Below are 26392 nucleotides of genomic sequence, written 5' to 3'. Positions count from 1 at the left end.
ACATCACCGGTACTCGCCCGAACGCGCTCGGTCCTCCGGCCCCGCCTGGCCGCCGCGCCCGAACCACCGCCCGCCGAGGACCGGTTCCCTGGCGAGCCGAAGCGCCGGGGCCGTCAGCCGCTCGGCCTGCCGGTCGAGATGGAGGAGGTACTCGTACACCCACCAGGACCGGCACGTGCGCGGCACGATCCCCGACCGCGCCACCTGGTCGTCCGGCGGCCCGCCCGCCGGGGGCCGCGCGTCCGCCGCCCGCTCCAGCTGGTCCCCGAGGCGGGTGTAGAACGTGGCGAGCTGCGAGGCGAGGCTGCCCAGCCGGAAGCGGTCGGGGTCCTGGTCCAGCACAACCTGCGACTGCCGGGCGAGGCCGCTCGTCGTCATCCGCAGCCAGACGGCGGAGGAGGACAGGAAGCACAGGTCCGCCCGCTCCAGGCCGCGTGAGCCGGGCTCGGCCAGATAGCCGCGCAGCGAGTCGTGCATGTGCCGGGTCACGGGCGACGACGAGGTCAGGCGCACCGACGGGCGGGTCGTGACGAAGCCCAGGGCCCAGCCGGTGGACGCGGTCAGGTCCCGGCTGCCCAGCCGGAACACCTCGGCCATGTTGCTCCGCAGCACCCCCGCCGCGCCGCGGGGCCACATCAGCGCGCCGACGAGCAGGCTGACCGCGGCCCCGACGGCCACGTCCTGCAGGCGGACGAGCCCCAACTGCCAGCCCGAGGGCGAGAGCAGCGTGTAGAGGCACAGGACGACCACGGTGAACGCCGCCTGGCCGACCGCGTCGGGCAGGGTGCCGGGGCTGAAGGCGGCGAGCCACACGACGACGGGGAACACCGCCCACACGATGGCCGAGTCACTGCCGGCGAGTCCGATCAGGACGCTGCCCACCACGACGCCCGCGACCGTCCCCAGCAGCGCGACCACGGCCCGGGACCCGGTGGACGCGACGCTCGTGCGCAGTACGGCAAGGACACCGAGCAGCGCCCAGAAGCCCCTTTCGAGCCCGGCCAGATGGACGACGACGATGGTCAGAGCCATGGCGACCGACGAGCGCAGCGCGTTGACGAACCAGATCGAGTCGATGGTCGCGGAGTCCCGCCACGCCATGACGACGCTGCTGTCGCGCGCCCGGCCCGCCAGGCGCCGCAGCGACGACCGGCACGGGCGGACGGCCCTGCGCCACGCGACGCGGGCCCGGTGGGCGGGAGGCGGGCGCACCGCCCGCTGGGTCTCCACCGCCGTGGTCGCCGCCGCCTCGGCGATGTTGACCGTGTAGAAGGCGTGGGAGACGAACGTCCCGGTCGGCGGGGACTCGTGGTCGATGCAGTCCACCCGCGTCCCGTACGCCGCCAGGAGCCGCTGGACATCCGTCGCATCGGGCTCCGGGCCGTCGCCGTCGAGGAAGTCCGCGGTGCGGCGCAGCAGTTCCGCCGACGCCTCCAGGAGTTCGGCCTCGGGCCTGTCCGCCCGGCTCAGGCCCCCCACGCAGCGGTTCGCGGCCTCTCCGATCAAACCCTTGGCCCACAGAAGCGCCCCCACGACGTCCGTCAGCGACCGGTCTGCGGACCTGGTGCCGCTCGGCTGGTACCTGCCCGAGGTGAACTCCGTGAGCATCGTGCGCACGGCCTCCTTTGAGACCTCCGCTTCGTCGGGTCCCGCCGAGTCGCGCAGCAGCGCGGCCAGTTGGTCGCCGAGCGCCCGCGTCGTACGCGAGACCGAGGAACGGAAGGAGTCCTTGCCGGCGGGTGCTCTCAGCAGCAGGGCCGCGACCGCGCCGGCGGCGACCCCGAGACCCCAGCCGCCGACCCGCACCGGGAGTTCGGAGAGCGGCGCCGGGGTGGAGGCCGCCAGCACATAGCCCAGCAGCGCGGCCGTCGCGCCCGACCCGCCGTGCGGGCCCTCGATCGCGAAGTAGTAGGCGAGGAAGGCCAGGGGCAGCGTCACGAGCACGGCGGAGAGCAGGCTCAGCGAGGCCAGGCAGCCGACGGCCACCATCAGTCCGCCGGCCGCGAGCAGCACGGTGAACGCCACCGACTCGGTGCTCCGGGAGCCCTCGAAGGTCGCGATGACGAGGGCGGCGAACGCACCGAAGGCCGCGAAGCCCGCCAGCCCCGGATCGCCCACGACGAGCAGGCCGAAGGCGAGCACCGCGGGCAGTACGACGGCGGCGCGGCAGCCGCGCAGGACCGCGTGCGCGGGGAGGTGTGTGCGCAGGCCGGTCCGGCGGGGTTCCTCCGGCAACTCCGCGCGGGAGGGCGTCACTGACTGTGTCATCGGACTCCTCTGCGTCACATGAGGAGATTCGGTCTCGGCCCGACGAGACTCAGTCTGCGCTTCCGTCGGGGCTTCCGCCCGCGCTTCGCGCGGAGCCTCCGGCATCGGGCGAGCCTTTCCGGCAGGCGTCCTCGGCCCTCGTGCCACCCGTACGGGAGGCGGCCTCCCGGCAGGCGCCCGCCCGACCGCGAGCGCATCATGAAGAAATGGCTAAGGCGACGATCCTGACCGTCGACGACGATCCAGGAGTCTCCCGGGCCATCGCCCGTGATCTGCGGCGCCATTACGGCGACCGCTTCCGTGTGCTGCGCGCCACCTCGGGGGACGAGGCCCTCGAAGCCCTGCGCGAGGTCAGGCTGCGCGGCGAGGCGGTGGCCGTGATGATCGCCGACTACCGCATGCCCACCATGAACGGCGTCCAGTTCCTGGAGGCCGCCATGGACCTGTTCCCACGCGCACGGCGGGTGCTGCTGACCGCGTACGCGGACACGGGCGCGGCCATCGACGCGATCAACTTCGTCGACCTCGACCACTATCTCCTCAAGCCGTGGAGCCCGCCGGAGGAGAACCTCTACCCCGTGCTCGACACCCTGGTCGACATCTGGGACGCGGCCTCCGACCCCGAGGCGCCCGAGACGAGGCTGGTGGGCCACCGGTGGTCCGCCCCGTCCTTCGCGGTACGGGAGTTCCTCGCGCGCAACCTCGTGCCGTACCGGTGGATAGCCGCCGACGAGCCCGAGGGCGCCCAGCTGCTCGAAGCGGCCGGCCTCACCGCCGCGGACGTCCCCCTCGTCATCACCACCGAGGGCAAGGTCCTGCACTCCCCGACGGAGACGGAACTCGCCGCGCAGGTCGGTCTGCGGACGAGCCCCGCGGCCGACTTCTACGACGTCGTCGTCATCGGCGCCGGTCCGGCCGGGCTGGGCGCCGCCGTCTACGCCGCGTCCGAGGGGCTGCGCACCGTGCTCGTCGAGCGCAGCGCCACCGGCGGACAGGCGGGTCAGAGCAGCCGGATCGAGAACTACCTGGGCTTCCCGGACGGCGTCACCGGCGCTCAGCTCACCGACCGCGCCCGGCGGCAGGCGACCCGGTTCGGCGCCGAGATCCTCAGTGCCACCGAGGTGGTGGCCCTGGAGGCCGCCGGGTCGGGCCGCGTGCTGCGGTTCGCCGACGGCACCTCCATCGGCGCACACACCGTGGTCCTCGCCACCGGAGTCACCTACCGGCACCTGGCGGGCGCGCAGCTCGACGGCTTCTGCGGCGCCGGCGTCTTCTACGGGTCGGCCGCCTTCGAGGCGGCCAGCTGCCGCGGCGACGACGTGTACATCGTGGGCGGAGCGAACTCGGCCGGTCAGGCGGCGGTCTACTTCTCGCGCTTCGCCGAGACGGTCCATGTGCTGCTGCGGGGGCCGGACCTGGCCCACTCCATGTCCGCGTACCTCATCCAGCAGATCGAGGACGTGCCCAACATCGAGATCCACCCGTGCACCGAGGTGGCGTCCGGCGCGGGGGAGGGCCATCTGGAACGTCTGACCCTCCGGGACAACCGGACCGGGGCCCTCACGGACGTCGACGCCACCTGGCTGTTCGTGTTCATCGGGGCCGAACCGCAGACGCAGTGGCTGGACGGGCTGATCGCCCGCGACGACCGCGGGTTCGTCCTGACCGGCCCCGACCTCCCCGAGGCGGGCGGTCGCTCGCCCCGCTGGCCGCTGACGCGTGCCCCGTACCACCTGGAGACCAGCGTGCCCGGGGTGTTCGCGGCGGGCGACGTCCGCGCCGAGTCGGTCAAGCGGGTCGCCTCGGCGGTGGGCGAGGGCGCCATGGCCGTCACGCTCGTGCACCGTTATCTGGAGGCCCAATGACCGCCTCGGTTTCACGGGAGGTGCTCACCCCGGACGAGCTGCGCACCCTGTTCCTCTTCGAGGCACTCGACGACGGCCAGCTGGCCTGGCTGGCCGAGCGCGGGCGGGTGGAGGTACGTGACGCGGGAACGCCCGTCTACGCCCAGGGCGAGGGGGCGACCTGCTTCTTCGTGCTGCTGTCCGGCACCGTCGCGCTCAGCCGCCAGCTCCACGGCGACGAGATCGAACTCAGCCGCAGCGACCAGCGGGGCGCCTACGGCGGAGCCACCCAGGCCTATCTCGGCGACCGTGTGGACCAGGTGTACCCGAACACGATGCGCGCCGTGACCGACGTGGAGCTGTTCGTCCTGCCCGCGGCCGAGTTCGCCACCGCCGTACGGACCTGGTTCCCCATGGCCCTCCACCTGCTCGAAGGACTGTTCCTGGGGCTCCGGGCCAGCGACATCATCGTCGGCGAGCGCGAGCGGCTCGTCGCCCTCGGCTCGCTGACGGCCGGCCTCACCCACGAGCTCAACAACCCCGCCGCGGCGGCGGTCCGCGCCACCGACACCCTGCGTGACCGGGTGACCCGCATGCGGCACAAGCTGGCCCTCATCGCGGACGGCCGCGTGGACGGCAAACGCCTCCACGAGCTGGTGGAGATGCAGGACGCCGCGGTGCAGCGCGCCCGGAACGCCCGCCCGCTGACGGCGATCGAGGCGGCCGACGCCGAGGACGAACTGGGCGACTGGCTGGAGGAGGCCGGGCTGGAGAACGCCTGGGACATCGCCCCCACCCTCGTCGCCGGCGCCATCGACGCAGACTGGCTTGCCGACGCCACCGCGGAGCTGTCCGACGAGAACCGCCGGGCGGCCGTGGGCTGGCTGAACTACACCGTCGACACCGAGATGCTGATGGGCGAGATAGAGGACTCGGTCCGCCGCATCTCCGGACTGGTCGACGCGGCCCGGCAGTACTCCCAGCTCGACCGCGCCGCCCAGCAGCCGGTGGACGTCCATGAACTCCTCGACGCCACCCTGGTGATGCTCAAGGCCAAGATCCCCGGTGGGGTGCGGGTGGAGAAGGACTACGCGGGGGACATGCCGCTCATCCCCGCGTACGGCGCGGAGCTCAACCAGGTGTGGACGAACCTCATCGACAACGCCCTCGCCGCGATGGACGGCGACGGCACCCTCACCCTCGCCACCTGGCACGACAGCGACCACGCGTACGTGGAGGTACGGGACACGGGCACGGGAATCGACCCCGAGATCCGCCCGCGGATCTTCGAACCGTTCTTCTCGACGAAACCGGTCGGCGAGGGGACCGGTCTCGGACTCGACATCTCGTACCGGATCGTGGTCAACAAGCACGGCGGAGACATCCGCGTCGCCTCGCAGCCCGGCGACACCCGCTTCCGGGTCTGCCTCCCCGTCGTCCGGCCCTCCGGGGACGAACCGCTCTGAAGCCCGGCCGCAGGGGACCGGCGGCGAACGGAGCGGAGCCGACACGTCCGCGGCCGTGCCCGGGCGCACGGGAACGGGCCGGAGCGCCCCGGAACCGGCGCCGGCGACTGGCGATCACCCGCCCGCGGCGCGAGCCTGGGGGGAACGAGCGCCGGCAACGCCCACCGGACCGCGCCGGCGGTACGTGCAGCGATCGAGGAGCGGCGCGATGGCGGACGACCGGATTCCAGGGATCGACCCGACGGCACGACCCAGTGGCACCGGCTGTGCCGAGTGCCTCGCCGGGGACGGCCCGGGGTGGTGGATGCACCTGCGGCGGTGCGCCGAGTGCGGGCACATCGGGTGCTGCGACTCGTCCCCCGCGCAGCACGGCACGCGCCACGCCGTCGAATCGGGGCACCCCTATCTGACGAGCTTCGAGCCCGGCGAGGACTGGTTCTGGAACGTCCGGACCGAGCAGTACTACGAGGGCGGGCCCCAGCTCGCCGAACCCACCGCCCATCCCCTTGCACAGCCGGTTCCCGGCCCGGCGGGCGCAGTGCCCGCCGACTGGGAGCGGCACCTCCACTGACGTCCCCGGCGTCCGCCGGGGCCGCCCGCCGGGAGGCGGCGGATCGCGCCCGCCGCGGGCAGCGGTCCGCGACGACGCGGTTGCGCGCGTCCCGGCGGGCGGCCCGAGCCGCCGAGCCCTCTTCCCACGGCTCTACTGCTCGTACGACTCCACTTCGCTGATCGGCCGTGCTGCCAGCCGCTCGGGGTCCTGGCCGGCCTCCGCGCTCGCCTTCCGCCGGCGCAGCAGGTCCCAGCATTGGTCCAACTGACGTTCCACGGCCTGCAGTCGTGCCCGATCGTCCGGATCGAGACCTTCGCCGGGGGACCGGTTGCGAAGCCGGTGCTCCTCTGCGACGAGGGCGTCGATGTTCTGCAGAATGTCGTCCGCCATCTCTGCCTCCCTCGGCCCGGATGCCGTCTGTGTGCCTACGAGGAAGTCGTCCCCCAATTGTCGGCGACCGCCGCCACCGCCGCGAGCGAAGCCCGTGGGGGGTTCCCTTCCGGGCACGGCCCTGTCTGCGGGCAGCCCGGCCGGCCGTGCCCGTCCGCGCGTGCCCCGTGCTCCGGCGGGACCGCCGCGGCGACGGTCCCCCGGCACGGCGGCGTACGGATCCGCTCCGGTCGGCGCGCTCCGGGGTCAGCCGCGCAGCGCCGCCGCCACCACGGACCGCGCCTCCTCCTGCACCCGCGCCAGATGGTCGGAGCCGAGGAACGACTCCGCGTACACCTTGTAGACGTCCTCCGTGCCCGAAGGGCGCGCCGCGAACCAGGCGTTGGCGGTGGTCACCTTGATGCCGCCGATGGGCGCGCCGTTGCCCGGCGCATGGGTGAGCACGGCGGTGATCGGCTCGCCGGCCAGGGTGTCCGCGGTCACCTGACCGGGGGAGAGGCGGCTCAGCACGGCCTTCTCCTCACGGGTCGCGGGAGCGTCGACCCTGGCATAGGCCGGCTCGCCGAACCGCTCGGTGAGCGCCGCGTAGTGGCGGCTCGGCGACGTACCCGTCACGGCCAGGATCTCGGACGCGAGAAGGGCCAGCACGATGCCGTCCTTGTCGGTCGTCCACACCGACCCGTCCCGGCGCAGGAACGAGGCGCCGGCGGACTCCTCACCGCCGAAACCGAGTGAGCCGTCGAGCAGCCCGTCCACGAACCACTTGAAGCCGACGGGCACTTCGCGCAGCTCCCGGCCGAGATCGGCCGCCACCCGGTCGATCATGCTCGACGACACCAGCGTCTTGCCGACCGCCGCGGCGGCCGGCCACCGGTCGCGGTGCCCGTAGAGGTACGAGATCGCGGTGGACAGATAGTGGTTGGGGTTCATCAACCCGCCGTCCGGAGTGACGATGCCGTGCCGGTCGGCGTCGGCGTCGTTGCCCGTGGCGATCTGGAACCGGTCGCGCTGCTCGATCAGCGACGCCATCGCGTGGGGGGACGAGCAGTCCATGCGGATCTTCCCGTCCCAGTCCAGCGTCATGAAGCGCCACGCCGGGTCGGTGAGCGGATTGACGACGGTCAGATCGAGCCGGTGCTGCTCCGCGATGCGGCCCCAGTAGGCCACGGAGGCCCCGCCGAGCGGATCGGCCCCGATGCGCACGCCCGCTGCGCGCACCGCGTCGAGGTCGAGCACGGACGGCAGGTCGGCCACGTAGGAGCCCAGGAAGTCGTACCGCCCGGTCGTCGCGGCGGCCAGCGCCCGCGCCCAGGGGATCCGCCGCACGTCCTTCAGGCCGCCGGTGATGATCTCGTTGGCGCGCTCCTGGATCCAGCCGGTCGCCTCGGAACCGGCGGGGCCGCCGTTCGGCGGGTTGTACTTGAAGCCCCCGTCCGACGGCGGATTGTGCGAGGGCGTGACCACCACGCCGTCGGCCAGACCGGAGGCGCGGCCGCCGTTGTGGACGAGGATGGCGTGCGAGACGGCCGGGGTGGGGGTGTAGCCGTCGGCCTCGTCGATCAGCACGGTGACGCCGTTGCCGGCGAACACCTCGACCGCCGTCACCTTCGCCGGCTCGGACAGCGCGTGGGTGTCGGCGCCGAGGAACAGCGGCCCGTCGATGCCCTGCCGGCTCCGGTACTCGCAGATCGCCTGGCTGGTGGCGGCGATGTGGTCCTCGTTGAAGGCCGTGGCCAGGGAGGACCCGCGGTGTCCCGAGGTGCCGAAGGCGACCCGCTGGGCGGGGTCCGCCGGATCGGGGTGCAGGGCGTAGTACGCCGTCACCAGCCGGGGCACGTCGATGAGGTCCTCCGGCCGCGCCGGCTGTCCCGCGCGCTCGTTCGGCATCCGTCCACTCCTCCGCATCGGTGGTGCGATCAGTGCAGGTGTCATGATCGCCCGTCAGTCGCCGTTCGTCCGGTTGCCCCTCCGCACGCACGTGCCGGTGGGCGCCCCGAGTCGGGCATGCCCAGCGTGCGCCCGCGCACGCGCCCTGTACGGGCGAATCTCCGGAATCCGTCCGAGCTCCTCCCGTGGAAGGCCGCCCGCCGTCCGGAACGTCTTCGTCCGCCCGGGAGCGGAAACGGGCTGATCACCTACACTCGCCGGATGGCGAAGTACTTCGACGTCCATCCCGAGAATCCCCAGCGCCGCACCGTCAACACCGTGGCCGACACCATCCGGTCCGACGGCCTCGTCGTGTACCCGACCGACTCCTGTTTCGCCCTGGGCTGCCGCCTCGGCAGCCGGGAGGGCATCAACCGGATCCGCGCGATCCGCAACCTCGACGACCGCCACCACTTCACCCTCGTGTGCCGGGACTTCGCCCAGCTCGGCCAGTTCGTGCACGTCGACAAGGACGTCTTCCGGGCGGTCAAGGCGGCCACCCCCGGCAGCTACACGTTCATCCTGCCCGCGACCAAGGAGGTGCCGCGCCAGCTGCTGCACCCCAAGAAGAAGACGGTGGGCGTACGCATCCCGGACCATGTCGTCGCGCAGGCGCTGGTCGAGGAGCTCGGAGAGCCCCTGCTGTCCAGCACCCTCCTCCTGCCCGGCGAGGAGGAGCCGCTGACCCAGGGCTGGGAGATCAAGGAACGCCTGGACCACGTGGTGGACGCCGTGCTCGACTCGGGGGACTGCGGCACCGAACCGACCACGGTCATCGACTTCTCCGGCGGCGAACCGGAGATCGTGCGGCGGGGCGCCGGCGACACGTCGCGGTTCGAGTAGCCCCGGGCCCGGACACCGGCCGGCCCCTCACGCCCCGCGCATCGCCGCGTGTCGTGCGGGGCCGGACCCGTCCCTCCGCGCCGGCCGGGTCACGCCCTGCCGTGCGCCTTCTGCGACTGGCGTGCCAGCGAGTCGAGGACCACCGCTGCCAGCAGCACACCTCCGGTGATCACCGACTGCATCGGCGTCGGGATGCCCAGCAGGACCATGCCCGAGGCGATCGACTGGATGACGAGCATGCCCAGCAGCACGGACCATGTCGTCCCGCGCCCGCCGAACAGGCTGACGCCGCCGATCACGGCCGCGGCGATGGCGTTGATCAGCAGGATGCTGGAGCCCGACGTCTGACCGACGGCGGCCACCCTCGAGGCCAGGAACAGCCCGCCGACCGCGGCCAGCGTCCCGGACACCATGAACGCCGAGATCCGCAGCCACACCACGTTCATGCCGGCGCGGCGGGCCGCCTCGGCGCCGCCGCCGATGGAGACGATCTTGCGTCCGTAGAAGGTGCGCCGCAGGACGAAGTCCAGGCCGACGACGAAGAGCAGGAAGATCAGCAGGGCGAGGGGGAGTCCCTGGAACCGGTTCAGGATGTAGGCGGCGGCGAACGCCACCACCGCCACCGCGGCCGTGCGCACGGCGATGACGCTGAGCGGCCGGTACATCACTCCGACCGAACGCCGCCGCCGGGAGTCCCGGTACGACGCCAGGAAGAACACGGCCACGCTCAGTGCGGCCAGCCCGTACGCGACCGCCTCCTCCCGGAAGTAGTAGCTGGTCAGGGCGTGGACGAAGCCTTCCTCGGGGAGGTTGACGGTGCCGCTGGCGCCCAGGACGTACAGCATGAGCCCGTTCCAGGCCAGCAGTCCCGCAAGGGTGACGACGAACGCCGGGACGCCGAGCCGGGCCGAGAAGAAGCCCTGGGCGGCGCCGATCGCCGCGCCCACCACCAGTGCGGCCAGGACGGCCGCCCACTCCGGCATGCCCCGGTTCACGTTGAGGACGGCGAACACCGCGGCCGTGAGCCCGCTGACGGAACCGACGGACAGGTCGACGTCGCCGAGCAGCAGGACGAAGACGAGACCCAGCGCGATCATGCCGGTGCCGACGATGTCGACACTGAGGTTGGACAGATTGCGAGGCGAGAGGAACTGCTGGTCCAGGCTCTGGAAGATGATCCACAGCACGGCCACGGCGACGACACCCGGGAGCGGCCCGAACTCGCCGCTGCGCATCCGGCGGGCGAAGTCGCGGGCATGGCTTCCGAAACCCCCGTCCGCGTCCGCGCGGCGCTGGTCCGCGGGCGTGGACGTGCCCCGGGCCGGGCCCTCGCCCGCCCTCGCGGCTCCGGTGTTCTCCGACGCTCCGGTCCGCTTCACCGCAGCACCTCCCCCCAACGGTCCCGGCGATGCGTCACGGCGTTGTCGGTGGCGCCGGTCATGGAGGAGACGATCTGCTCCTGCGAGGTCGTCGGCACGCTGAAGAAACCGTTGTTGCGGCCGAGGTGCAGCACCGCGACCTGGTCCGCGACGGCCTTCACGTCGCCCAGGTTGTGGCTGACCAGGAGGACGCCGAGACCGCGGTCCCGCAGGCGTTCGATCAGATCGAGGAACTGGGCGGTCTGCCTGACCCCCAGCGCGGCCGTGGGCTCGTCCAGGATGAGCAGTCTGGGTTCGCTCAGGAGCGCGCGGGCGATGGCGACCGTCTGCCGCTGGCCCGCAGAGAGCGAGGCGACGGGCACCCGGAAGCTGGGCAGGCGCATCGACAGCGACTCCAGCACGTCCAACTCCTGCGCCCGTCGCTCCATGGCCACCTCGTCGAGGATCGCTTTCCCGCCGAGTTCGTGCCCCAGGAAGATGTTGCCGACGACGTCGAGGGTCTCGCACAGGGCGAGGTCCTGGTAGACGCTGGTGATGCCCAGGGCCTGGGCGTCACGGGGGCGGGAGATCCGCACATGGCGGCCGTTCCACTCGATGACGCCCTCGTCGGCGGGCCCGACCCCGGTGATCACCTTGACCAGCGTCGACTTGCCCGCCCCGTTGTCGCCGACCAGGGCGACGACCTCCCCGGCGTGGATCTCCAGCTCGATGTCGGACAGTGCCCAGACGGCGCCGAACCGTTTGCAGATCCCGCGCATCGCCAGGAGTGGCGCGCTCACGTGAACCATCTCCTTCGCCCGTCCCGTCGCTCCGGCCGGGTGCGCCGCACGAGGTGTGGGTGCGGCAGCCGCCGGCTATCCCGTGAGTCCCGCTTTCCGGCAGGCTGCCTCCATCGCCGGGGTGCAGATCTGGTCGACCGTGTAGAGGCCGCTCTTGACCACCGTGTCCTCGATGTTGCCCACGGTCACCGGGACCAGCGGCCCCAGAACGGCGGGGATGTCGTCGTCGGTGTCGTTGCGTACGCGGTCCTTGGCGATGTCGTCGAGCTTCTCGCCGCGCCCCAGGGCGACGGCCATCTCGGCGGCGGCCTCGGCCTCCGCCTCGAAGGACTTGTAGACGGTCATGTACTGCTCGTCCTTGACGATCCTGCGGATCGCGGACAGGTCGGCGTCCTGCCCGGTGACGGGCGGCAGCGGCTTGACCCCGGCCGCCTTGAGCGCGGTGACGACGCCGCCCGCCAGCCCGTCGTTGGCCGACAGCACGCCGTCGATGCGGTCCGGCCCCAGTTCGGCGATGGCTGCGGACATGTTCCGGAAGGCGTTCTCCGGAATCCACCCGCCGGTGTAGTAGGACCTGGCGATCTTCACCTTGCCCTCGAGCACGGACAGCGCGCCCCTGCGCAGATCCCGGGTGTTGGGGTCGGTCGGGTCGCCGTTCATCATCACGATCTGGCCGCCGCGGGCCTTGGGGCCCATCGCCTTGAGGAGTTCCTGGGCCTGGATCCTGCCGATCTCCTCCGAGTCGTAGCTGGAGTAGGCGGAGACGGGCCCCTGGGCGAGGCGGTCGTACGAGACCACCGGTACGTTCGCGTCCCGGGCCCGGGCGATCGACGAGCGCAGTGCCTTGTCGTCGACGGGGTCGAGGATCAGGACCTTGGCGCCCTTTGCGATCATGGACTCGATCTGCTGCTGCTGAGTGGCCACGTCGGCGGACGCATAGGCGTGCAGCAGCTTGCAGTCGGGGCAGAGCGCCTTGACCTTGGCCTGGATGAGGGGTTTGTCGGCGGTCGCCCAGCGGGCGGTGTGGACGTCCGGGAGCAGCAGCCCGATCGTGAAGCCGTCCTCCCCTGAGGGGGTCCCGGCATCCTCGCCCGCCGTGCCGCAGGCCGCGAGTCCGGCGAGCGACGCGGCCGCCGTGGCGGCGGCCAGGGCTCGCGCCGTACGGCCACGCGACCATGGCGCCGTCCTTCCGGAGCGTCCGCGACGGCCCGGCGGGCGATGGTGTGGAACCGGCATATTCCCCAATGTATGGGAAAATGTGGAAAACGAGTTGTCGAGGCGAGGGTCGTGGGCCGCCGGCCGGGCGCGCTCCGCAGCGTCTCGGGCGACAGCGAGGGACGGGGGGTTGTTCCCTCCGCGGGCGGTCCCGGTGCGGGCGTTCGGCCCCGGGTCGCTGCGGCCTCAGCCGTCCGCCGGCGCGGCCGGCCGGACTTCGCCGCGGACGAGATGCACGACCTGGTCGGCGATCGTGTCGAGGACGTCCGACGCGGCCGTCGCGTCGCCGAGGACCAGGAAGTTCAGTGTGAGTCCGTCGGTCATGACGGCCAGGTAGTGCGCCAGGACCGCGACGGGAACCCGCAGCTCCAGTCCCACGTCCTGCCGCAACTGGTCGATGAGCTGCGTGAACGTGTCCGTGTACAGCTCGTACTGACGGCGTGCCAGGTGCTCGAATCCCGGCTGGCGCAGCGCGTACTGGGTGAGTTCGTAGGTGAGCATGTGCTCACCCGGGTTGGCGCACACGTGGTCCCAGTACGCCTGGAATCCCGCGCGGACGGTCTCCCGCACGGTGGCCTTGGGCCGGATCGCCTCGCGCACCACCGCGATGTAGTGCTCGGTGATCGCCTCGATGACCGACTCCAGCAGTTCCTGCTTGGAGTCGAAGCAGTAGTGGAAGACGCTCAGCGACACGTCCGCCTCGGCGGCGATGGACCGCGTCGTCGTCCTGGGGACACCGTCGCGGGTCATCGCCCGGATCGCTGCCTCGATCAGCTGCCGGCGTCGTTCGGCCGACGGCATCCGTGCCATGTGCTCCCTCGTTCCTTGTGCGCTTGCGGTGGTGCGGTGACGTGCGGTGGTGCAGCGCCGTGCGGTGCCGAGCCGGGCGTGCCCGGTGTCCTGTCCTGCCCCGGGCGTCGTGACGCGCGCCCGGGGGAATCGGCCGGGGCCGGCCGGATCGGCTGATCCGGCCGGCCCCGGCCCCGTTGCCCGCTCCGTCGGCGGCTCAGCTGCTGTAGACGCCCACTTCCTGCAGGGAATAGCCCCACTTGGTGCCGCGCTCCAGCCCTTGGACGCGCACGTGGCGGGCCGTCGTCCCGTCGAACCGGGCCGTGTCCAGACCGCCGTCGCCGGCCGTCGTGGACCAGACCGGCCGCCAGTTCGTGCCGTCCGACGACACCTCGATGCGGTAGGCCTTCCCGTAGGCACGTTCCCAGTCCAGGGTGACCCGCTTGATCAGAGCGGGTGCGCCGAGGTCGATCCGGAGCCACTGGTCGTCGTTCCAGTCGCTCGCCCAGCGGGTCCCCGCGTTGCCGTCGACGGCCCTGTCGGGGGCGTAGCTCGTGAAGAGGCTCCACTCCGACGAGCTGGCCGAGGCCGGCGCTCTCGAGGCGAGGTTCACCTCGGCCTTGTGCCGCTCCGACGCGCCCCAGGTGCCGAGGTAGGACTCCGCGCCCCGGAAGAGGTCGTCCACGACGCCCTGGCCCCCGACGATCCGCACGTCCTCCAGCCAGTCCGGGACGAGGCCGTAGTGCGCGGCCCCGTCGGTGTTGAGGTCCCAGGTGCGCTGGCCGGTGGTCTGCCGGTCGAGGACGGAGCCGCCGTCGGCGCTGCGGAAGGGGTAGCGCACCGGGTTGGGGGTGTCGGCGCCCCGCGGGCCCGGCCAGCCGCCGACGCCGTTCATGTCGCTGCCGTACCCGTACCCGACGCCGTACTTCTCACGCAGTGCGTCCGTGCGCTCGGCCTCCGCGCTGAACTCCGCGGAGCCGTGCATGTACTGGGCGATGAAGCCGCCGAGGCGGTACACCCGCTCGGTCCAGTCGATGTCCATCCAGCTGTGGGAGGAGATCACGCCGGGGTACGACTCGGACTCGAGGATGTCGAGCACCCGGCCGGTGGCCTTGACGCTCATGTGGTCGATCTCGAGCATCATCTTGCGCTTCATCATGCCGCGCACGGCGTACTCGCCGAGTTCGGTGAGCCCGCGGGTGTTGCACTGTGCGTCGGCGGCGTACGAGGGGACCTTCACGCCCGGCGGGAGTTCCTTCTCGGCGTTGGGTGCCGCGGCGAGCCCGATGGGGTTGTCGTGCTGCGGGCCCGCACACTTCTCCGTCTTCCAGAAGGTGCCGGTGGACAGGAACTGGCCGACGTTGATCGCGGTGCCGAGCGTCCCCGAGTCGAACCGCACACCGCACAGCGCGTTGTCGAACTTGTGGCAGAGGAACATGCTCCGCACACCCAGCTTGTGGAGCTCGTCGAGACCCCGGTCGATGTCGTCCCTGCCGCACTGCGGAACGTCCAGGATCTGCTTGCAGCCGAACGGCTCCGAGGTCTCCACCCCGAGGACCACGGCCAGTTTGCCCTGCTCGATGACCTGCCGGGCCTGCGCGGAGTCGGTGACGATCCGGAAGAACCCCTTGCCCGGGCCGCCGTAGACCTTGTCGATGTAGGCCTGCATCTCGTACGTCTTCTGCGCCTGCAGGCGGATGGAGGTCATCTCGTCGCAGCTGCGGTCCTTGAAGAAGTAGACCGAGCAGATCACGCCGTTGGTGACGAGGTCGTTGACGAGGACGCGCTGGCCGCCGCGCCAGGCCCGTTCGATCCAGGCGTAGTAGTTCTGCTGGTGCGTCAGCGAGTCATGGGCCGGCCAGTCCTTGAACGTCGGCCAGCCGTTGGGGTCGTGCCTGCCGTCCCCGCCCTTGGTGATGAAGTCGAAGACCGCGAGGGAGCCGTCGGGGTAGTGCTCCGGACAGTCCTTGAGCGCGTCGGCGATGCCCTGTTCCGAGAAGGCCCTCCCGCAGATCAGCCGTCCTCCGAACGCCTCGTTGGACATGATGTGGTTGTGCGCGTCGACGAAGCCGCGCACCTTTCCGTCGGGGCCGGTGCCCTTGAAGGGCTCGCCCGTGACATTGATCCCGGAGTCCGGCGCCGGCCGGGCGGCGGGGACCCACCAGCCGGACTCGGCCGAGGACCCGGGAGCCGTGCCCAGGACCAGGGCCAGGGCGGTGAGGAGCAAGGTCACCACCGCGAGGGGTCCACGGCGGCGACGCGAGTGCCGTTTCATCGTCATCACTCAGCCTTCGGTGAGCGGACGGACGGGGCCGGGGCCGAGTCCGCCCGGAGCCGGGACCTCCCGCCGAGATCCCCCTGTCATGACCCGTGCAAGCGGTGCGACGAGGATCGCGACTGTCACACAAACAGTCAATAGTCCGGGACAGGTGTCCTGATGGCTCCGTGGCGCGCCAAACAACGGTGTGCACAACTGAATTGAGGAGCCGTCAGGTCCGCGGCGGCCGATCGTCCCCTCGATCGCCGCGTGTTGGCCCGGCTCTCACCGTCAGGACATCCGCACTGCTTGCCGCACCGGCCCCGACCGTGGATGCTGAGCCGGACATGCCAACGACGCACGCCCTCCCCGTGCGCCGCACCCCCACCGCGGTCGTCAGGAGGACGCAGTGAACAGAAGCTCACGAATCCGCAAGATCCCCTTGATCCCCACCAGCGCCGCCGCACTCGTCCTCGCCACTCCCGGCAGCGCCCTCGCCGCTCCCCCGCCGCGCTGCCCGCGAACGGACTGGAGCAGCCTGCCCAGGGTGGGCACGCGCCCTCGGGTGTCCGGGTGAGTCCGGGGCGGTGCCCCTCCGCGAGCGGTCACAGAAACTTCACGAACCCGGGCGTTCTCCCTGCGCTCCAGCGGCAAAGCGAGCACCAAGCCACGAGGAGACGCCCATGATTCTCACCGCCGTGCTCATACCTCCCGCGCTACTGCTCCTGATCATCGCCATGGACCGCTTCGAGGACCGGATGTTCGCGGCCCCGGTAACCCCGAGGCACGCCGGGCCGCGACGCCGTATGCGCCTCCTCCCGCAGCGGCGCCGGCCGGAGACCGGACCCGCGGCGGAGGAGATCGAGCAGCCGCTCCCCGAGGCGGCCTGACGCTCCCGCCGGGCCCGCCCGCCCGGCACCGGGGGCCCGGCCGAATCCCGGGGCCCGCTCAGCCCTGGGTGCGCCGCACGCACTCCGTGACCACATCGCGGAGGTTGCCCGTCCGCTCCAGCAGCTCCCGCTGCGTCCGAGCGCCGGTGCCCTCCGACAGCAACGTGTCGAGCGCCTGCCGTGCCGCCGCGAGGTCACCGGTGGCGTCGAGGGCGTCCCGTACGTGGTCGAAGAGCGCGCGGACCACACGCTCCGCCGGCTCGGGCCGCATCGTCCCGGGATGCAGGAGCCGGTGCTCGAGCCCGTACCGGCCGGCCTGCCAGGCCGCCATCCGCAGCAGTGCCGTCCCGTGCGGGGCCGGCGGCTCGCCCTTGTGCCACTCGCGGGCCGCGGTCTCCACCAGGCCCCGCGCCAGGGTCGCGAGCAGAACCGTCGTGGAGGGGGACAGGCACACGTCCGCGACGCGGATCTCGACGGTGGGATAGCGGTGGGACAACCGGGCGTCGAAGTAGACCATGCCCTCGTCGCGCAGCACACCCGTGTCCAGGAGCTCCCGTACCTGCTCGTGGTAGCGCCGGGCGGAGCCGAAGACGTCCACCGGTCCGGCGGACGGCCAGCGCCCCCAGACCTGACTGCGGTAGCTGCCGTACTGCGTGTCCTTGCCCTGCCAGAAAGGGGAGTTCGCGCTCATCGCCATGAGCACGGCCAGCCACGGCCGGATGCGGTCGAGGACCGCTACACCCTCCTCGTCCGAGTCCACCGAGACATGCACATGGCAGCCGCTGGTGAGCTGCTCCTGCGCGGTCAGACCGAACTTCTCGCCCAGCCAGCGGTGCCGCTCGCCGAAACCCATGGAAGGGCTGACAGGCAGCGGGGCCGTCGCCAGCGCGGCGACGGCCGCGCCCACCCTCCGCGCATGACGGGCGGCCTCGGCCCGCCAGCCCCGGACCTCCTCGGCGATGTCCGCCATGGCGACGTGCGGCCGCGTGGCGAACTCCAGTTGCTCCCGGTGCAGTTCCTCCTCGAAGACCTCGTCCTTGTCATGACGGACCGCCTCCCGCGAGGCGGTGGCCAGCAGGGCCGTCGACACGGCCCGGGGCTCACCGCTCTCGGCGTCCACCAGCAGCAGTTCTTCCTCGACACCCACACTGCGCACGACAACTGCCCTTCCGCGGCCCGGCCGCTTTCGTCCGTGAATCCCCGGCGCTCCGGCCGCCCGGAGCGCCGTGCTCCGGGCAGCCGGTCGCGGCCGGTTGCGGACGGATGCCCCGCGATCGGTCGGCGACACCTCGCCGGGGCGGCTCGTCGCTCCGACGGGGTAGCGGATTCCCGGCGCTGCGGTTCGGCCGTGGCGCGGCAACCGCCCGGCAGCGCGCTCCCGGGGAAGAGCGGAGAGAGGGGAGGGCGGAAGTGGAGGGCGCGGAGTGTGGAGCCGGTACCGGGCACCAGGGGCCGCCGCGGTACGGAGCCCGTACCGCGGGAGCCGAAGGCCCGTCCGGCGGGCGCGGTTTCGGGCCTCAGCGGGAGCAGAGCACGGTCACCAGGGTGAAGGACGCGTAGAACGGACCCTCCGACAGGGACGCGAACCAGCGGCGGCCGCGTGCGGCGTCGATGCGGCCCTCCTCGATCGCGCGCTGTGTGTTGCGGCCCAGTCCGAGCATGTGGTCGGCGTCCTCGAAGTCGCGGAAGACGGGCGTCGTGGTGAGCACGGTCTGCACGACGAAGCCGGCTCGCTCGGCGAGCCGGCCGAGGCTGCGGCCGATGGTGGCGTTGCGGACGACGTCCGACGTCGTGTAGCGCGTGAACGCCCGGCTCGTGTCGAGGTCCTCCGCGTCCACGGCCAGCGTGTCCCAGTCGGGTTCCACGAGCCCGACCAGGGCTCCGGGGCGCGTGGCCGTGTGGAGCTGGGCCAGTGCGGCGGCCGGGTCGGCGACGTGCATGAGGACCCGGTCGATCTTGGCCCTGTTCGCCGTGCCGGGCGCGACGGGAAGGGCATGGGCGTCCCCCTCGCGGAGGTCGGTCACCGGCAGGTGGGCCGTACGGAGCCGGGCCTCGGCGAGCATGGCCGGGTCGTGGTCCACACCGATCACGGTGCCGGCGTCCCCGACGCGTTCCGCCAGCGCGGGCAGGTCCGTACCCGGACCGCACCCGACGTCCAGCACCGTCTGACCGGGCCGCACGTCCAGCAGCTCGATCAGTTCCTGCTTGTACGCACGCCCGGCCCCGCCGCCGGCTGCCCGCAGCATGTAGGCGGCCGGGTCGGGTCGTGACGCACCGAGAATCGTCGACATGCGCGAGAGTCAAGCACGCGGGCCGCCGCGGGCGCCACGCGGCCGCTGCGACGCACCCGGCCGGACCGCCCCACGACCTCCCGCCGCGCTCCCATCGCGCAGGCACCTCGGCGGGGTGTCAGTCCGTGCGTTCCGACGGGCGCTCGGAGTGCGGACCGGGGCCGCCGACGGCACGCACCCCGATGGCCGTACGCCCCTCGATCCGCAGCCCCGAGCGGATCAGGGCCCCCGTCACGGCATCGCCGAGGACCAGGTCCGCCGCACGGGCGGCGAGGCGGCCGTCCGCGGTCCGCCAGAAGACGTCGACCGCGTCCCCCTCGGGGCGGACATGGAGGAAGCCGGGAACCCCCGGCCGGCCGGTGAGGGGGAAACCGGCCCGGAGCAGTGCGGCGCGCACGGCCGAGGCGAGAGGGGAGTCGTCGGGCGCCGCGGACTCGGGGCCGGTTGCGAACAGCTCCGCGGTTGCGGTGGTCTCCAGGAGGCGCCGCATGAAGCCGCCTGCCGCCGCGACCACCACGGTCCGCCCTGCGGCCAGGCCCTGCTCCCGCACGTCGAGCAGCATCCGCAGCCCGGCCGTGTCGCAGTAGGACACCTCGGACAGATCGAGGCTCAGACCTTCCCGGAACTCCATCAGGGCCGACACGAGCGTGTCGCTGAGCGCCTCTGCGTCGAGACCGGTGATGTGGCCGCACACCGTCACCGTCGCGCGGGCCCCGCTCCCGTCGGTGACCGCCGCCACCACGTGGGCGCGCCCGGCGGGGGCGGGCGACCTGTCCAGACCGCGCGGCCAGAAAGCAATCACGAACCACCTCCGTAGGGACCTGGGGCCCCACCCATGATCGGGAACGGAGCGCCGGACGGCAGCCCGCTGGGCGAACGATTCATGCCGGGAACGTCCCAGGAGCGAAATAGCATGATTTCTCGCCTGGAAGGGTGAGGTGACGATACGCCTGGAGCTCGGTTCGAACGGTCGTGCGGCAACGATCGTGGGTCCCGTCCGGCCGTGCGGACGAACGCGCTTCCCGGGCGACGGCGTGCCGAGCGCGTCAGGACGATTCGCCGGCCACCGGACCTCCGCCGGACGGGCTCGGGACGTCCCGGGGGACGGCGGTCCCGCCCGCGCTCTCTGCGGGCGCGGCCCAGGCGCAGGCCAGCGAGCCGCCGATCAGGCCCGAGAAGAGGCCGAGGAAGAGCCCCCCGAAGTTCGCGACGGGAAAGGAGACGAGCGACAGGAGCAGCGCCGTGATCCCGGCGAACACACGCTGCTGCGGCCGGAACCACATGGTGAGGCCCAGCACGACGAGGAGCGTCCCGGTGAGCAGTGCGCCCGCGCCCGCCGTGGTGGAGAGCGCCAGCGGGATGCCCGACAGGCTCAGCGTCACATAGGGGAAGTACACGATGGGCAGGCCGGCGCCGAGCGTGAACAGGCCCGCCCAGAAGGGCCGCCGGCCGCGCCACGCCCGGAAGCGCCGGCGGGCGTGGACGGCGTCGGACCGCCGGGGCGGACGGACGCTGCCGAGGAGCGACCGTGCCCGCGACAGCGAGGAGCGGGCGAGCCGGGAGGCCGAGCCTGCCCGTCCGGGAGTCAGAAGCATTCCCGGCTCCCCTGCTTGAGCCGCATGGTCAGATCGGGGACGTTGAGCGTGGCGGCGGTCACCGCGACGGCGGTCACCTGCACGTCCGTCAGGTCGGCCGACCGGGCCTGCTGGGCGATGCCGTCGGGGTCGAAGTACCGCGAGTGCCTGTCTCCCGGGTTGATCGGCCCCTTGTCGACGGCGCCCGCCGCCACACCGGTCTCGATGTCCTCGAACTCGGCCTGACCGATCGACAGCGCCTTGGAGTCGATGAACATGTTCCTCGCCTCGACCCGATCCCCCTCGCCGCCGGTGAGCCGCAGCGTGTAGGGGCCGATGACCGGGATGGGAACCACCACGGACTGGCACAGGCCGCTGATCTCGGCGTGCCGGAACCCGGTGACCGTGACCGGCACCGGGGTGCCCTTCCTGGTGACGTCGACCATGCCGTAGATGCTGAGCCCCCGGACCTTCAGCGTGTCGGCGCTGATCTGGAAGGTCCGGCCGGAGATCAGGAAGGACGCGGCGAGTGCTCCTTCCGCCATCCCCACGCCCAGCGCCGCGGCGGCGGCGACCGAGGGCACCAGCACTGCGGCGAAGCGCTTCCAGCGTGTCCTGCCGAAGCTGTGCGACATGGCGGTCTCCCGAGGCCGTGGAGCGTCACTGCCGACGCCGGACACGAAGTTCGCCGAACAGGAGGCGGACCTGCCCGGTCGGTGCTGGATCCCAGGCTTGCGGATCTTCCGGCCGCTGGCACGTGCGCGGGGCAGACGGGTGAAGCACGGACCGTCGCCGCACCCGTCGCGCGACCGGACCGTCGCTCCCGCCGCGCGACGGAACGACCCCCGGTGCGGGGCCGCCGGGTCCGAGCGGGCACCATGACCTCCGTGCCCCGCTGCTCGTCCAAAGACCGTGACCGTGTCGTCGCCCTGGCCCTGGCGGCCGTCGCCGTGGCCGTGTTCGCCTGGGGAACGGGCGCGCTGCACTGGCCGTTCTCCACGGACCGCATCGGCGGCAGACTCGAGGAACTCGCGGGCCGGGCCGGCTGCCACGCCACGCTCGAGGCCGAGGAGGCCGGGCACCGGCTGGCGTCCTGCGCGGACGGCGACGCCCGGTACGTCCTGGTCACCTTCACCACCACACGGGACCGGAACGAGTGGATCGCGGACACCCTCCCGGACGGTACGACCTACCTCGCGGGCACGCGGTGGGTCGCGTACGGGACCCCGGCCACGGTCCGCACCCTGAGGGATCGGCTCGGCGGGAAGGTGCTCACCGTCAGGAGGTAGGGCACGTGTGTCCCTCCGCGTCCGGTGCGACGACGAGCCCGAGGTCGACCGCCTCTACGAGGCCCTCGCCGACAGGGGCTCGCCGCGGAGGGAGCTGGGGTCCTACGACTTCAGCGCGAAGTCCGGCCGGGTGAACGACCGCTTCGGCCCCTCCTGGCAGCCGGACCTCCCGGCGCAGGCGCGCCCCGGTGCCCCCGGCCCGGCGCGCGCAGCCGCACCGGGGGCTCCTCGGACGTCAGCGGGGCGCGGTGCGCGGCCGCGTGGCGCCGCGGGCCGACGCCAGGAGCTCGTCCACGGTCCACTGGTCGTAGACGTGCTCGCCGTACTTGGCGGCGACGACGCGCCCGTCCGCCGCGATCAGGAAGTCCGCGGGAAGTCCGAGCCGGCCGCCGTGCGGCCGGCTCGACGGTCTGCGCTCCCGTCCGCGGAGAATCGTCCATGCGCTGCGCAGCACCGCCCGCAGGACCGGTCCCCACGCCCGGGGGCTGAGCAGCGCGCGGGGCGACGCCTCCACCCCGAACTCCGTGTAGAGCTCCTTGGCGGGATCGGCGACGACGGCGAACGGCAGACCGGCGACGTGCTCGCGCAGTTCCCGGGCCGGCGAGTGGAAGACGACGACCTCCCGCACACCGGCCGCCTCGATCTCCTCGTGGCGGCGCACCACCGAACGCAGATGCAGATTGCACACCGGGCAGCCGGCGAAGCGCCGGAACTGCAGATGGACGAGCCGGTCCGGAGCGGGGACGGGGACCGCTTCGCCGGTAACGGCGGTGAGCGTACGGGGACTTACCACCGAGCCGGCGGTCAGGGGCCGTCTGCGCGGGGCCATGGGCACTCCTCTCGTAGGCGTACGTCGTACACCTACAAGCGTAGGCGTATCGCGTACGCTGTCAACCGCCATGCCCCGCCCGCGTTCACTAACCCACGACCGACTGGCCTCCGCCGCGCTCGCCGTCATCGACCGCGACGGCCTGGCCGCGCTGTCGATGCGCACCGTCGCGAAGGAACTCGGCGTCAGCACCATGGCGTTGTACCGATACGTGCGTGACCGCGAGGAGCTCGAACGTCTCGTCGTCGACGCCGTGCTCGACGGCTTGGACGCCGAGCCGCCGCCGTCGGACATGCCCTGGGACCGGCGCGTCGAGGCCATGGTGCGACGACTGCGCGACAGCGTGAGCGCCCATCCCGCTGCCGTGCCGCTCACCGTCACCCATCGCCACCGCGCTCCCGGCGCACTCCGCTGGTCCGAAACGGTCCTCGCCATCCTCACCGAGGCAGGGTTCCGGGGCGATCGGCGCGTCATCGCCCTGCGCGCCCTGCTCGCCTATGTGATCGGCGCGCTGCAACTGGAGCACTTGGGGCCGCTCGCCGGCGAGGGCACGGCCGTCATCTCCGACCTGGGGCAGGCCGACTTCCCCCAGCTGTCCGCGACGGCCCGCCGGGCGCGTCACATCACCGACGAACAGGAGTTCTTCGGCGGTCTCACCGCGCTGCTCCGCGGTCTTCGCCCCTGACGGGCGGCGCTGCCCCGGCCGTCGTGCCGGGTGTGCCGGCCGGACCGCACGGGTGCGGCGGCGGCCTCCGTCAGGCGGGACCGCCGCCGAACGCGATCTCGTTCCCGTCCGGATCGCGGTAGGTCGCCTTGCGCACACCGTTGGCATAGGTCTCGCGCGTCGCGGGCTCGAGGCCCCGGGCGGCGATGCCGGCGACGACGTCGTCGAAATCCCGGACGAACACGGTGTGCATCGCATGGCCGGCGCGCTGCGGCAGCTGCTCGATGTACACGTACCGGTGTTCCGCCAGTTCCCACACCGCCTCCGAGTCGTTCGGGAAGAACGCCGGGGGAGAGCCGAGCAGCCGCTGGTACCAGGTCAGCGCCGCTGCGTAGTCGTTGACGGGGATGCCTGCGAAGAGGTCGACGGCCATGCCGCCATGCTATTGCCGTGACCGGAGGAGTCTGCCGGGAAGGCCGCGGCGCCAGGTGCGGTGCGTCGCAGGGCGGAGGACCGCCGTCGCACCGGACGTACTCGGGTGACGCGGTGATGTCCCCTCCGCCCGCCGGCGGTCATGATTCCCGGGCGGTGCGTCCCCGGCCCCGGCACCTTCCGCCGCAGGATCGGCGCATCGTCGGCACCGCCCGCGGCACCTCCCCAGGCGAACCGTCGCTGGTCGCGGCCTCGCAGACCCCGTCCTCCTTCGCTACAGTGCGCTCGGCGCTGCGCCCCGCCGCGCCGCGCCGCCGATCCTGCCGCGGACCGGCCCCGTCGGTCGCCTCCTCCGTGTGCCGGAGACGGCGACACCAGCCGAACCGCTGCCCGGAGACGCCAGTGACACTCGATGACGCCGTACGCCCCGCCGCCCCCAACGCCGCCGTACAGCGGCTGCGACGCAGACTCGAGCGGCTGATCGGCGTGGCTGCGACCGAGGGGAACGAGCTCGTGCCGCTGCGCAACGGGCAGGAGATATTCCCCGCGATGCTGGACGCGATCCGCTCCGCGGAGCACACCGTCGACATGATGACGTTCGTCTACTGGCGGGGCCAGATCGCCCGCGACTTCGCCGGTGTGCTCGCCGACCGGGCGCGCGACGGGGTGCGCGTACGGCTGCTGCTCGACGGATTCGGTGCGAAGGAGATCGAGCAGGACCTTCTGAACGCCATGCACGACGCGGGCGTACAGGTCGCCTGGTTCCGCAAGCCCGTCTGGCTGTCCCCGTTCAAGCAGAACCACCGTTGCCACCGCAAGGCACTGATCGTGGACGAGCACACCGCGTTCACCGGTGGAGTGGGCATCGCCCAGGAATGGTGCGGAGACGCCCGCAACCCGGGCGAATGGCGCGACACGCACGTCAAGCTGCGCGGACCGGCCGTGGACGGCATCGCGGCGGCCTTCGCCCAGAACTGGGCCGAGTGCCACGACGAGATGTACGACGAGCACGACCGGTTCGCCGAGCACACCCAGCACGGCGACTCCGTGGTGCAGGTGGTCCGCGGCTCCGCCAGCATCGGCTGGCAGGACATGCAGACGCTGATCCGGGTCATGCTCACCTCCGCCGAGAGGCGCTTCCGCCTGGCGACCGCGTACTTCGCGCCCGACGAGTTCTTCGTCGACCTGCTGTGCCGGACCGCGCGCCGCGGTGTGCTCGTGGAGATCCTCCTTCCCGGACCGCACACCGACCAGCGCGCCTGCCAGCTCGCGGGCCAGCACCACTACACGACGCTGCTCGAAGCGGGGGTGCGCATCCGGCAGTACCAGCCCACGATGATGCACGCCAAGGTCATGACGGTGGACTCGGTGGCGTCCCTGATCGGGTCCACCAACTTCAACCGGCGCTCGATGGACCACGACGAGGAGGTGATGCTCGCCATCCTCGACGAGTCCTTCACCGCAACCCTCGACGCCCACTACGACGAGGACGTCGAGCACAGCGTGGACATCGATCTCGCGCGCTGGAAGCGGCGCGCAGCCCTCCAGCGCGTCAAGGAGGCGTCGGTCGCACCGATCCGGCGGTTCCTCTAGGGGCGGGGCCGTCCGGGAAGGTCACCGTCGTGCGGGATGGTTGCCCGGCCCGTCGTCGTGCGGAGCCAGGGGAGTGGGGGTCAGATCGGCCGGCTTCTCGCCTCGCTCCAGCAGGGTGTCCGCGGCACCGATGATGAGCGGGTCCGCCTTCCCGACGGCCTCCGGGTCCCTGTCCGCGTAGTCGGCCCGGAGCAGCAGATGACGCATCGCCTCCAGCCGGCCGCGCCGCTTGTCGTTGTTCTTCACCACGGTCCACGGAGCATGGGGCGTGTCGGTCTGCCGGAACATGTCGACCTTCGCCCGGGTGTAGTCGTCCCACCGGTCCAGCGACGCGAGGTCGGTGGGGGAGAGCTTCCACCGGCGCACGGGGTCGACCTGACGGATCGCGAACCGCGTGCGCTGCTCACCGCGGGACACCGAGAACCAGAACTTCACGAGCATGACGCCGTCGTCCGTGAGCAGTTGCTCGAAGACCGGTGCCTGGGCGAGGAAGTGCCGGTACTCCTCGGGGGTGCAGAAGCCCATGACACGTTCCACGCCCGCCCGGTTGTACCAGGAGCGGTCGAAGAAGACGATCTCGCCGGCCGCGGGGAGATGGGAGACGTACCGCTGGAAGTACCACTGACCGGCCTCCCGTTCGGTGGGTTTGTCCAGGGCCACCACGCGCGCGCCACGCGGATTGAGGCGCTCGGTGAAGCGCTTGATCGTGCCGCCCTTGCCCGCCGCGTCGCGGCCCTCGCACACGACGACCATGCGCCGGCCGGTGTCCCGGACCCACTTCTGCAGCTTCAGCAGTTCGATCTGCAGCACCCGCTTCTCGCGCTCGTACGCCTTGCGGCTCAGCTTGCGGTCGTAGGGGTGGTTCTCGCGCCAGGTGTCGATCGGCGTGCCGTCGCCGTCGAGCAGGACCGGCTGCTCGGGGCGGGCGTCGTCGATCCGCAGACCCCGCAGCAGCGCGGTGTCCGCCCCGGTCTCCATCGCCGGGGCGTCGGATCCGTCCCGAGCCCGCCGTTCCGCCGCGGCCCCCGGCTCGCGCGCCTCCGCCGCCCGTGCGGCCGCGGAGGCCTCGTGACTCTCCCGTCCCACGGCATGTGCTCCTCTCCGGCGTCCGGGACCCGATC

At 72.2% G+C, this 26392-nt stretch carries 24 protein-coding genes and 1 pseudogene; 9 read left to right on the top strand and 16 right to left on the bottom strand.

Going from position 1 to position 26392, the window contains the following annotated elements; all coding sequences use genetic code 11:
* Nucleotides 1-3: 3 nt before the first annotated feature.
* Entirely contained in the window at nucleotides 4-2268 is a 2265-nt protein-coding gene (locus BLT82_RS14845) for an FUSC family protein (RefSeq protein WP_143041496.1), read from the bottom strand.
* A 206-nt stretch (nucleotides 2269-2474) separates the two neighbouring features.
* Here BLT82_RS14845 and BLT82_RS14840 point away from each other — a divergent pair, with 206 nt between their 5' ends.
* From BLT82_RS14840 to BLT82_RS14830, 3 genes are all read left to right on the top strand, one after another.
* Nucleotides 2475-4133, top strand: a complete 1659-nt coding sequence (locus BLT82_RS14840; protein WP_093654867.1) for an NAD(P)/FAD-dependent oxidoreductase — start codon at nucleotides 2475-2477, stop codon at nucleotides 4131-4133.
* Nucleotides 4130-5578, top strand: coding sequence for an ATP-binding protein (locus BLT82_RS14835; RefSeq protein ID WP_093654865.1), 1449 nt, complete (start codon nucleotides 4130-4132; stop codon nucleotides 5576-5578). Before BLT82_RS14840 ends, BLT82_RS14835 begins: the two co-directional genes overlap by 4 nt.
* A 208-nt stretch (nucleotides 5579-5786) precedes the next feature.
* Nucleotides 5787-6149 (top strand): UBP-type zinc finger domain-containing protein, encoded by a 363-nt coding sequence (locus BLT82_RS14830; RefSeq protein WP_093654863.1) that lies wholly within the window; start codon nucleotides 5787-5789, stop codon nucleotides 6147-6149.
* A 132-nt stretch (nucleotides 6150-6281) separates the two neighbouring features.
* Here BLT82_RS14830 and BLT82_RS14825 read toward each other — a convergent pair whose 3' ends face one another.
* On the bottom strand, nucleotides 6282-6521 hold the full coding sequence (locus BLT82_RS14825) for a DUF2630 family protein (RefSeq protein ID WP_093654861.1): 240 nt from the start codon (nucleotides 6519-6521) through the stop codon (nucleotides 6282-6284).
* A 246-nt stretch (nucleotides 6522-6767) separates the two neighbouring features.
* Complete coding sequence (gene pgm / locus BLT82_RS14820) at nucleotides 6768-8408, bottom strand: phosphoglucomutase (alpha-D-glucose-1,6-bisphosphate-dependent) (RefSeq protein WP_093654859.1); 1641 nt, start codon at nucleotides 8406-8408, stop codon at nucleotides 6768-6770.
* A gap of 261 nt (nucleotides 8409-8669) precedes the next feature.
* Between pgm and BLT82_RS14815 the strand changes: the two genes are divergently transcribed.
* A complete protein-coding gene (locus BLT82_RS14815) occupies nucleotides 8670-9290 on the top strand; it encodes an L-threonylcarbamoyladenylate synthase (protein WP_093654857.1) in 621 nt (206 codons plus the stop codon).
* An 89-nt stretch (nucleotides 9291-9379) separates the two neighbouring features.
* Here BLT82_RS14815 and BLT82_RS14810 read toward each other — a convergent pair whose 3' ends face one another.
* The 5 genes from BLT82_RS14810 to BLT82_RS14790 form a co-directional block, all read right to left on the bottom strand.
* Nucleotides 9380-10669, bottom strand: coding sequence for a sugar ABC transporter permease (locus tag BLT82_RS14810; RefSeq protein ID WP_093654855.1), 1290 nt, complete (start codon nucleotides 10667-10669; stop codon nucleotides 9380-9382).
* Nucleotides 10666-11457: an ATP-binding cassette domain-containing protein gene (locus tag BLT82_RS14805; protein ID WP_093654853.1), complete on the bottom strand. Its 792-nt coding sequence runs from the start codon at nucleotides 11455-11457 to the stop codon at nucleotides 10666-10668. Before BLT82_RS14805 ends, BLT82_RS14810 begins: the two co-directional genes overlap by 4 nt.
* A gap of 66 nt (nucleotides 11458-11523) precedes the next feature.
* Nucleotides 11524-12684 carry a sugar ABC transporter substrate-binding protein gene (locus BLT82_RS14800; RefSeq protein ID WP_093654851.1) on the bottom strand — a complete coding sequence of 387 codons (1161 nt, stop codon included), beginning with the start codon at nucleotides 12682-12684 and terminating at the stop codon, nucleotides 11524-11526.
* 165 nt (nucleotides 12685-12849) lie between these two features.
* Nucleotides 12850-13473 (bottom strand): TetR/AcrR family transcriptional regulator, encoded by a 624-nt coding sequence (locus BLT82_RS14795; RefSeq protein ID WP_093654849.1) that lies wholly within the window; start codon nucleotides 13471-13473, stop codon nucleotides 12850-12852.
* Between the two features lie 196 nt (nucleotides 13474-13669).
* Nucleotides 13670-15727 carry a galactose-binding domain-containing protein gene (locus BLT82_RS14790; protein ID WP_208867917.1) on the bottom strand — a complete coding sequence of 686 codons (2058 nt, stop codon included), beginning with the start codon at nucleotides 15725-15727 and terminating at the stop codon, nucleotides 13670-13672.
* Between the two features lie 665 nt (nucleotides 15728-16392).
* Between BLT82_RS14790 and BLT82_RS14785 the strand changes: the two genes are divergently transcribed.
* Nucleotides 16393-16599 (top strand): hypothetical protein, encoded by a 207-nt coding sequence (locus BLT82_RS14785; protein ID WP_093654845.1) that lies wholly within the window; start codon nucleotides 16393-16395, stop codon nucleotides 16597-16599.
* 58 nt (nucleotides 16600-16657) lie between these two features.
* Here the strand turns inward: BLT82_RS14785 and BLT82_RS14780 are convergent, their stop codons facing one another.
* From BLT82_RS14780 to BLT82_RS14760, 5 genes are all read right to left on the bottom strand, one after another.
* Nucleotides 16658-17755 carry a glutamate--cysteine ligase gene (locus tag BLT82_RS14780; RefSeq protein ID WP_093654843.1) on the bottom strand — a complete coding sequence of 366 codons (1098 nt, stop codon included), beginning with the start codon at nucleotides 17753-17755 and terminating at the stop codon, nucleotides 16658-16660.
* A gap of 361 nt (nucleotides 17756-18116) precedes the next feature.
* Nucleotides 18117-18890 carry a methyltransferase domain-containing protein gene (locus BLT82_RS14775; RefSeq protein ID WP_093654841.1) on the bottom strand — a complete coding sequence of 258 codons (774 nt, stop codon included), beginning with the start codon at nucleotides 18888-18890 and terminating at the stop codon, nucleotides 18117-18119.
* Between the two features lie 118 nt (nucleotides 18891-19008).
* Nucleotides 19009-19692, bottom strand: a complete 684-nt coding sequence (locus BLT82_RS14770) for an STAS domain-containing protein (RefSeq protein WP_167746013.1) — start codon at nucleotides 19690-19692, stop codon at nucleotides 19009-19011.
* Between the two features lie 244 nt (nucleotides 19693-19936).
* On the bottom strand, nucleotides 19937-20485 hold the full coding sequence (locus tag BLT82_RS14765) for a DUF6114 domain-containing protein (RefSeq protein WP_093654837.1): 549 nt from the start codon (nucleotides 20483-20485) through the stop codon (nucleotides 19937-19939).
* Nucleotides 20476-21099 (bottom strand): DUF6230 family protein, encoded by a 624-nt coding sequence (locus tag BLT82_RS14760; RefSeq protein ID WP_093654835.1) that lies wholly within the window; start codon nucleotides 21097-21099, stop codon nucleotides 20476-20478. The genes BLT82_RS14765 and BLT82_RS14760 overlap by 10 nt, the downstream gene beginning before the upstream one ends.
* Before the next feature lie 243 nt (nucleotides 21100-21342).
* On the opposite strand from BLT82_RS14760, the gene BLT82_RS14755 reads away from it, so the two are divergent.
* Both BLT82_RS14755 and BLT82_RS38820 read left to right on the top strand, forming a co-directional pair.
* Nucleotides 21343-21753 carry a hypothetical protein gene (locus BLT82_RS14755; protein ID WP_143041495.1) on the top strand — a complete coding sequence of 137 codons (411 nt, stop codon included), beginning with the start codon at nucleotides 21343-21345 and terminating at the stop codon, nucleotides 21751-21753.
* Nucleotides 21754-21760: 7 nt separating this feature from the next.
* A pseudogene (locus BLT82_RS38820) lies at nucleotides 21761-21901 on the top strand (VOC family protein); the annotation flags it as partial.
* Between the two features lie 87 nt (nucleotides 21902-21988).
* Here BLT82_RS38820 and BLT82_RS14745 read toward each other — a convergent pair.
* Nucleotides 21989-22582 carry a peroxiredoxin-like family protein gene (locus tag BLT82_RS14745; RefSeq protein WP_093654831.1) on the bottom strand — a complete coding sequence of 198 codons (594 nt, stop codon included), beginning with the start codon at nucleotides 22580-22582 and terminating at the stop codon, nucleotides 21989-21991.
* A 70-nt stretch (nucleotides 22583-22652) separates the two neighbouring features.
* On the opposite strand from BLT82_RS14745, the gene BLT82_RS14740 reads away from it, so the two are divergent.
* Nucleotides 22653-23267 carry a TetR/AcrR family transcriptional regulator gene (locus BLT82_RS14740; RefSeq protein ID WP_093654829.1) on the top strand — a complete coding sequence of 205 codons (615 nt, stop codon included), beginning with the start codon at nucleotides 22653-22655 and terminating at the stop codon, nucleotides 23265-23267.
* Between the two features lie 70 nt (nucleotides 23268-23337).
* Here BLT82_RS14740 and BLT82_RS14735 read toward each other — a convergent pair whose 3' ends face one another.
* A complete protein-coding gene (locus BLT82_RS14735) occupies nucleotides 23338-23679 on the bottom strand; it encodes a VOC family protein (RefSeq protein WP_093654827.1) in 342 nt (113 codons plus the stop codon).
* Between the two features lie 401 nt (nucleotides 23680-24080).
* Here BLT82_RS14735 and BLT82_RS14730 point away from each other — a divergent pair, with 401 nt between their 5' ends.
* Complete coding sequence (locus BLT82_RS14730) at nucleotides 24081-25271, top strand: phospholipase D-like domain-containing protein (protein ID WP_093654825.1); 1191 nt, start codon at nucleotides 24081-24083, stop codon at nucleotides 25269-25271.
* Nucleotides 25272-25292: 21 nt separating this feature from the next.
* On the opposite strand, the gene ppk2 is transcribed toward BLT82_RS14730, so the two are convergent.
* Nucleotides 25293-26249: a polyphosphate kinase 2 gene (ppk2, locus tag BLT82_RS14725; protein ID WP_093655216.1), complete on the bottom strand. Its 957-nt coding sequence runs from the start codon at nucleotides 26247-26249 to the stop codon at nucleotides 25293-25295.
* Between the last annotated feature and the right edge of the window lie 143 nt (nucleotides 26250-26392).

The organism is Streptomyces wuyuanensis (genome assembly GCF_900103455.1).
In the GTDB taxonomy this organism is placed as follows: Bacteria; Actinomycetota; Actinomycetes; order Streptomycetales; family Streptomycetaceae; genus Streptomyces; species Streptomyces wuyuanensis.
The sequence above is the reverse complement of the archived record's forward strand: the minus strand, read 5'-3'. Positions and strand labels throughout refer to the sequence as shown.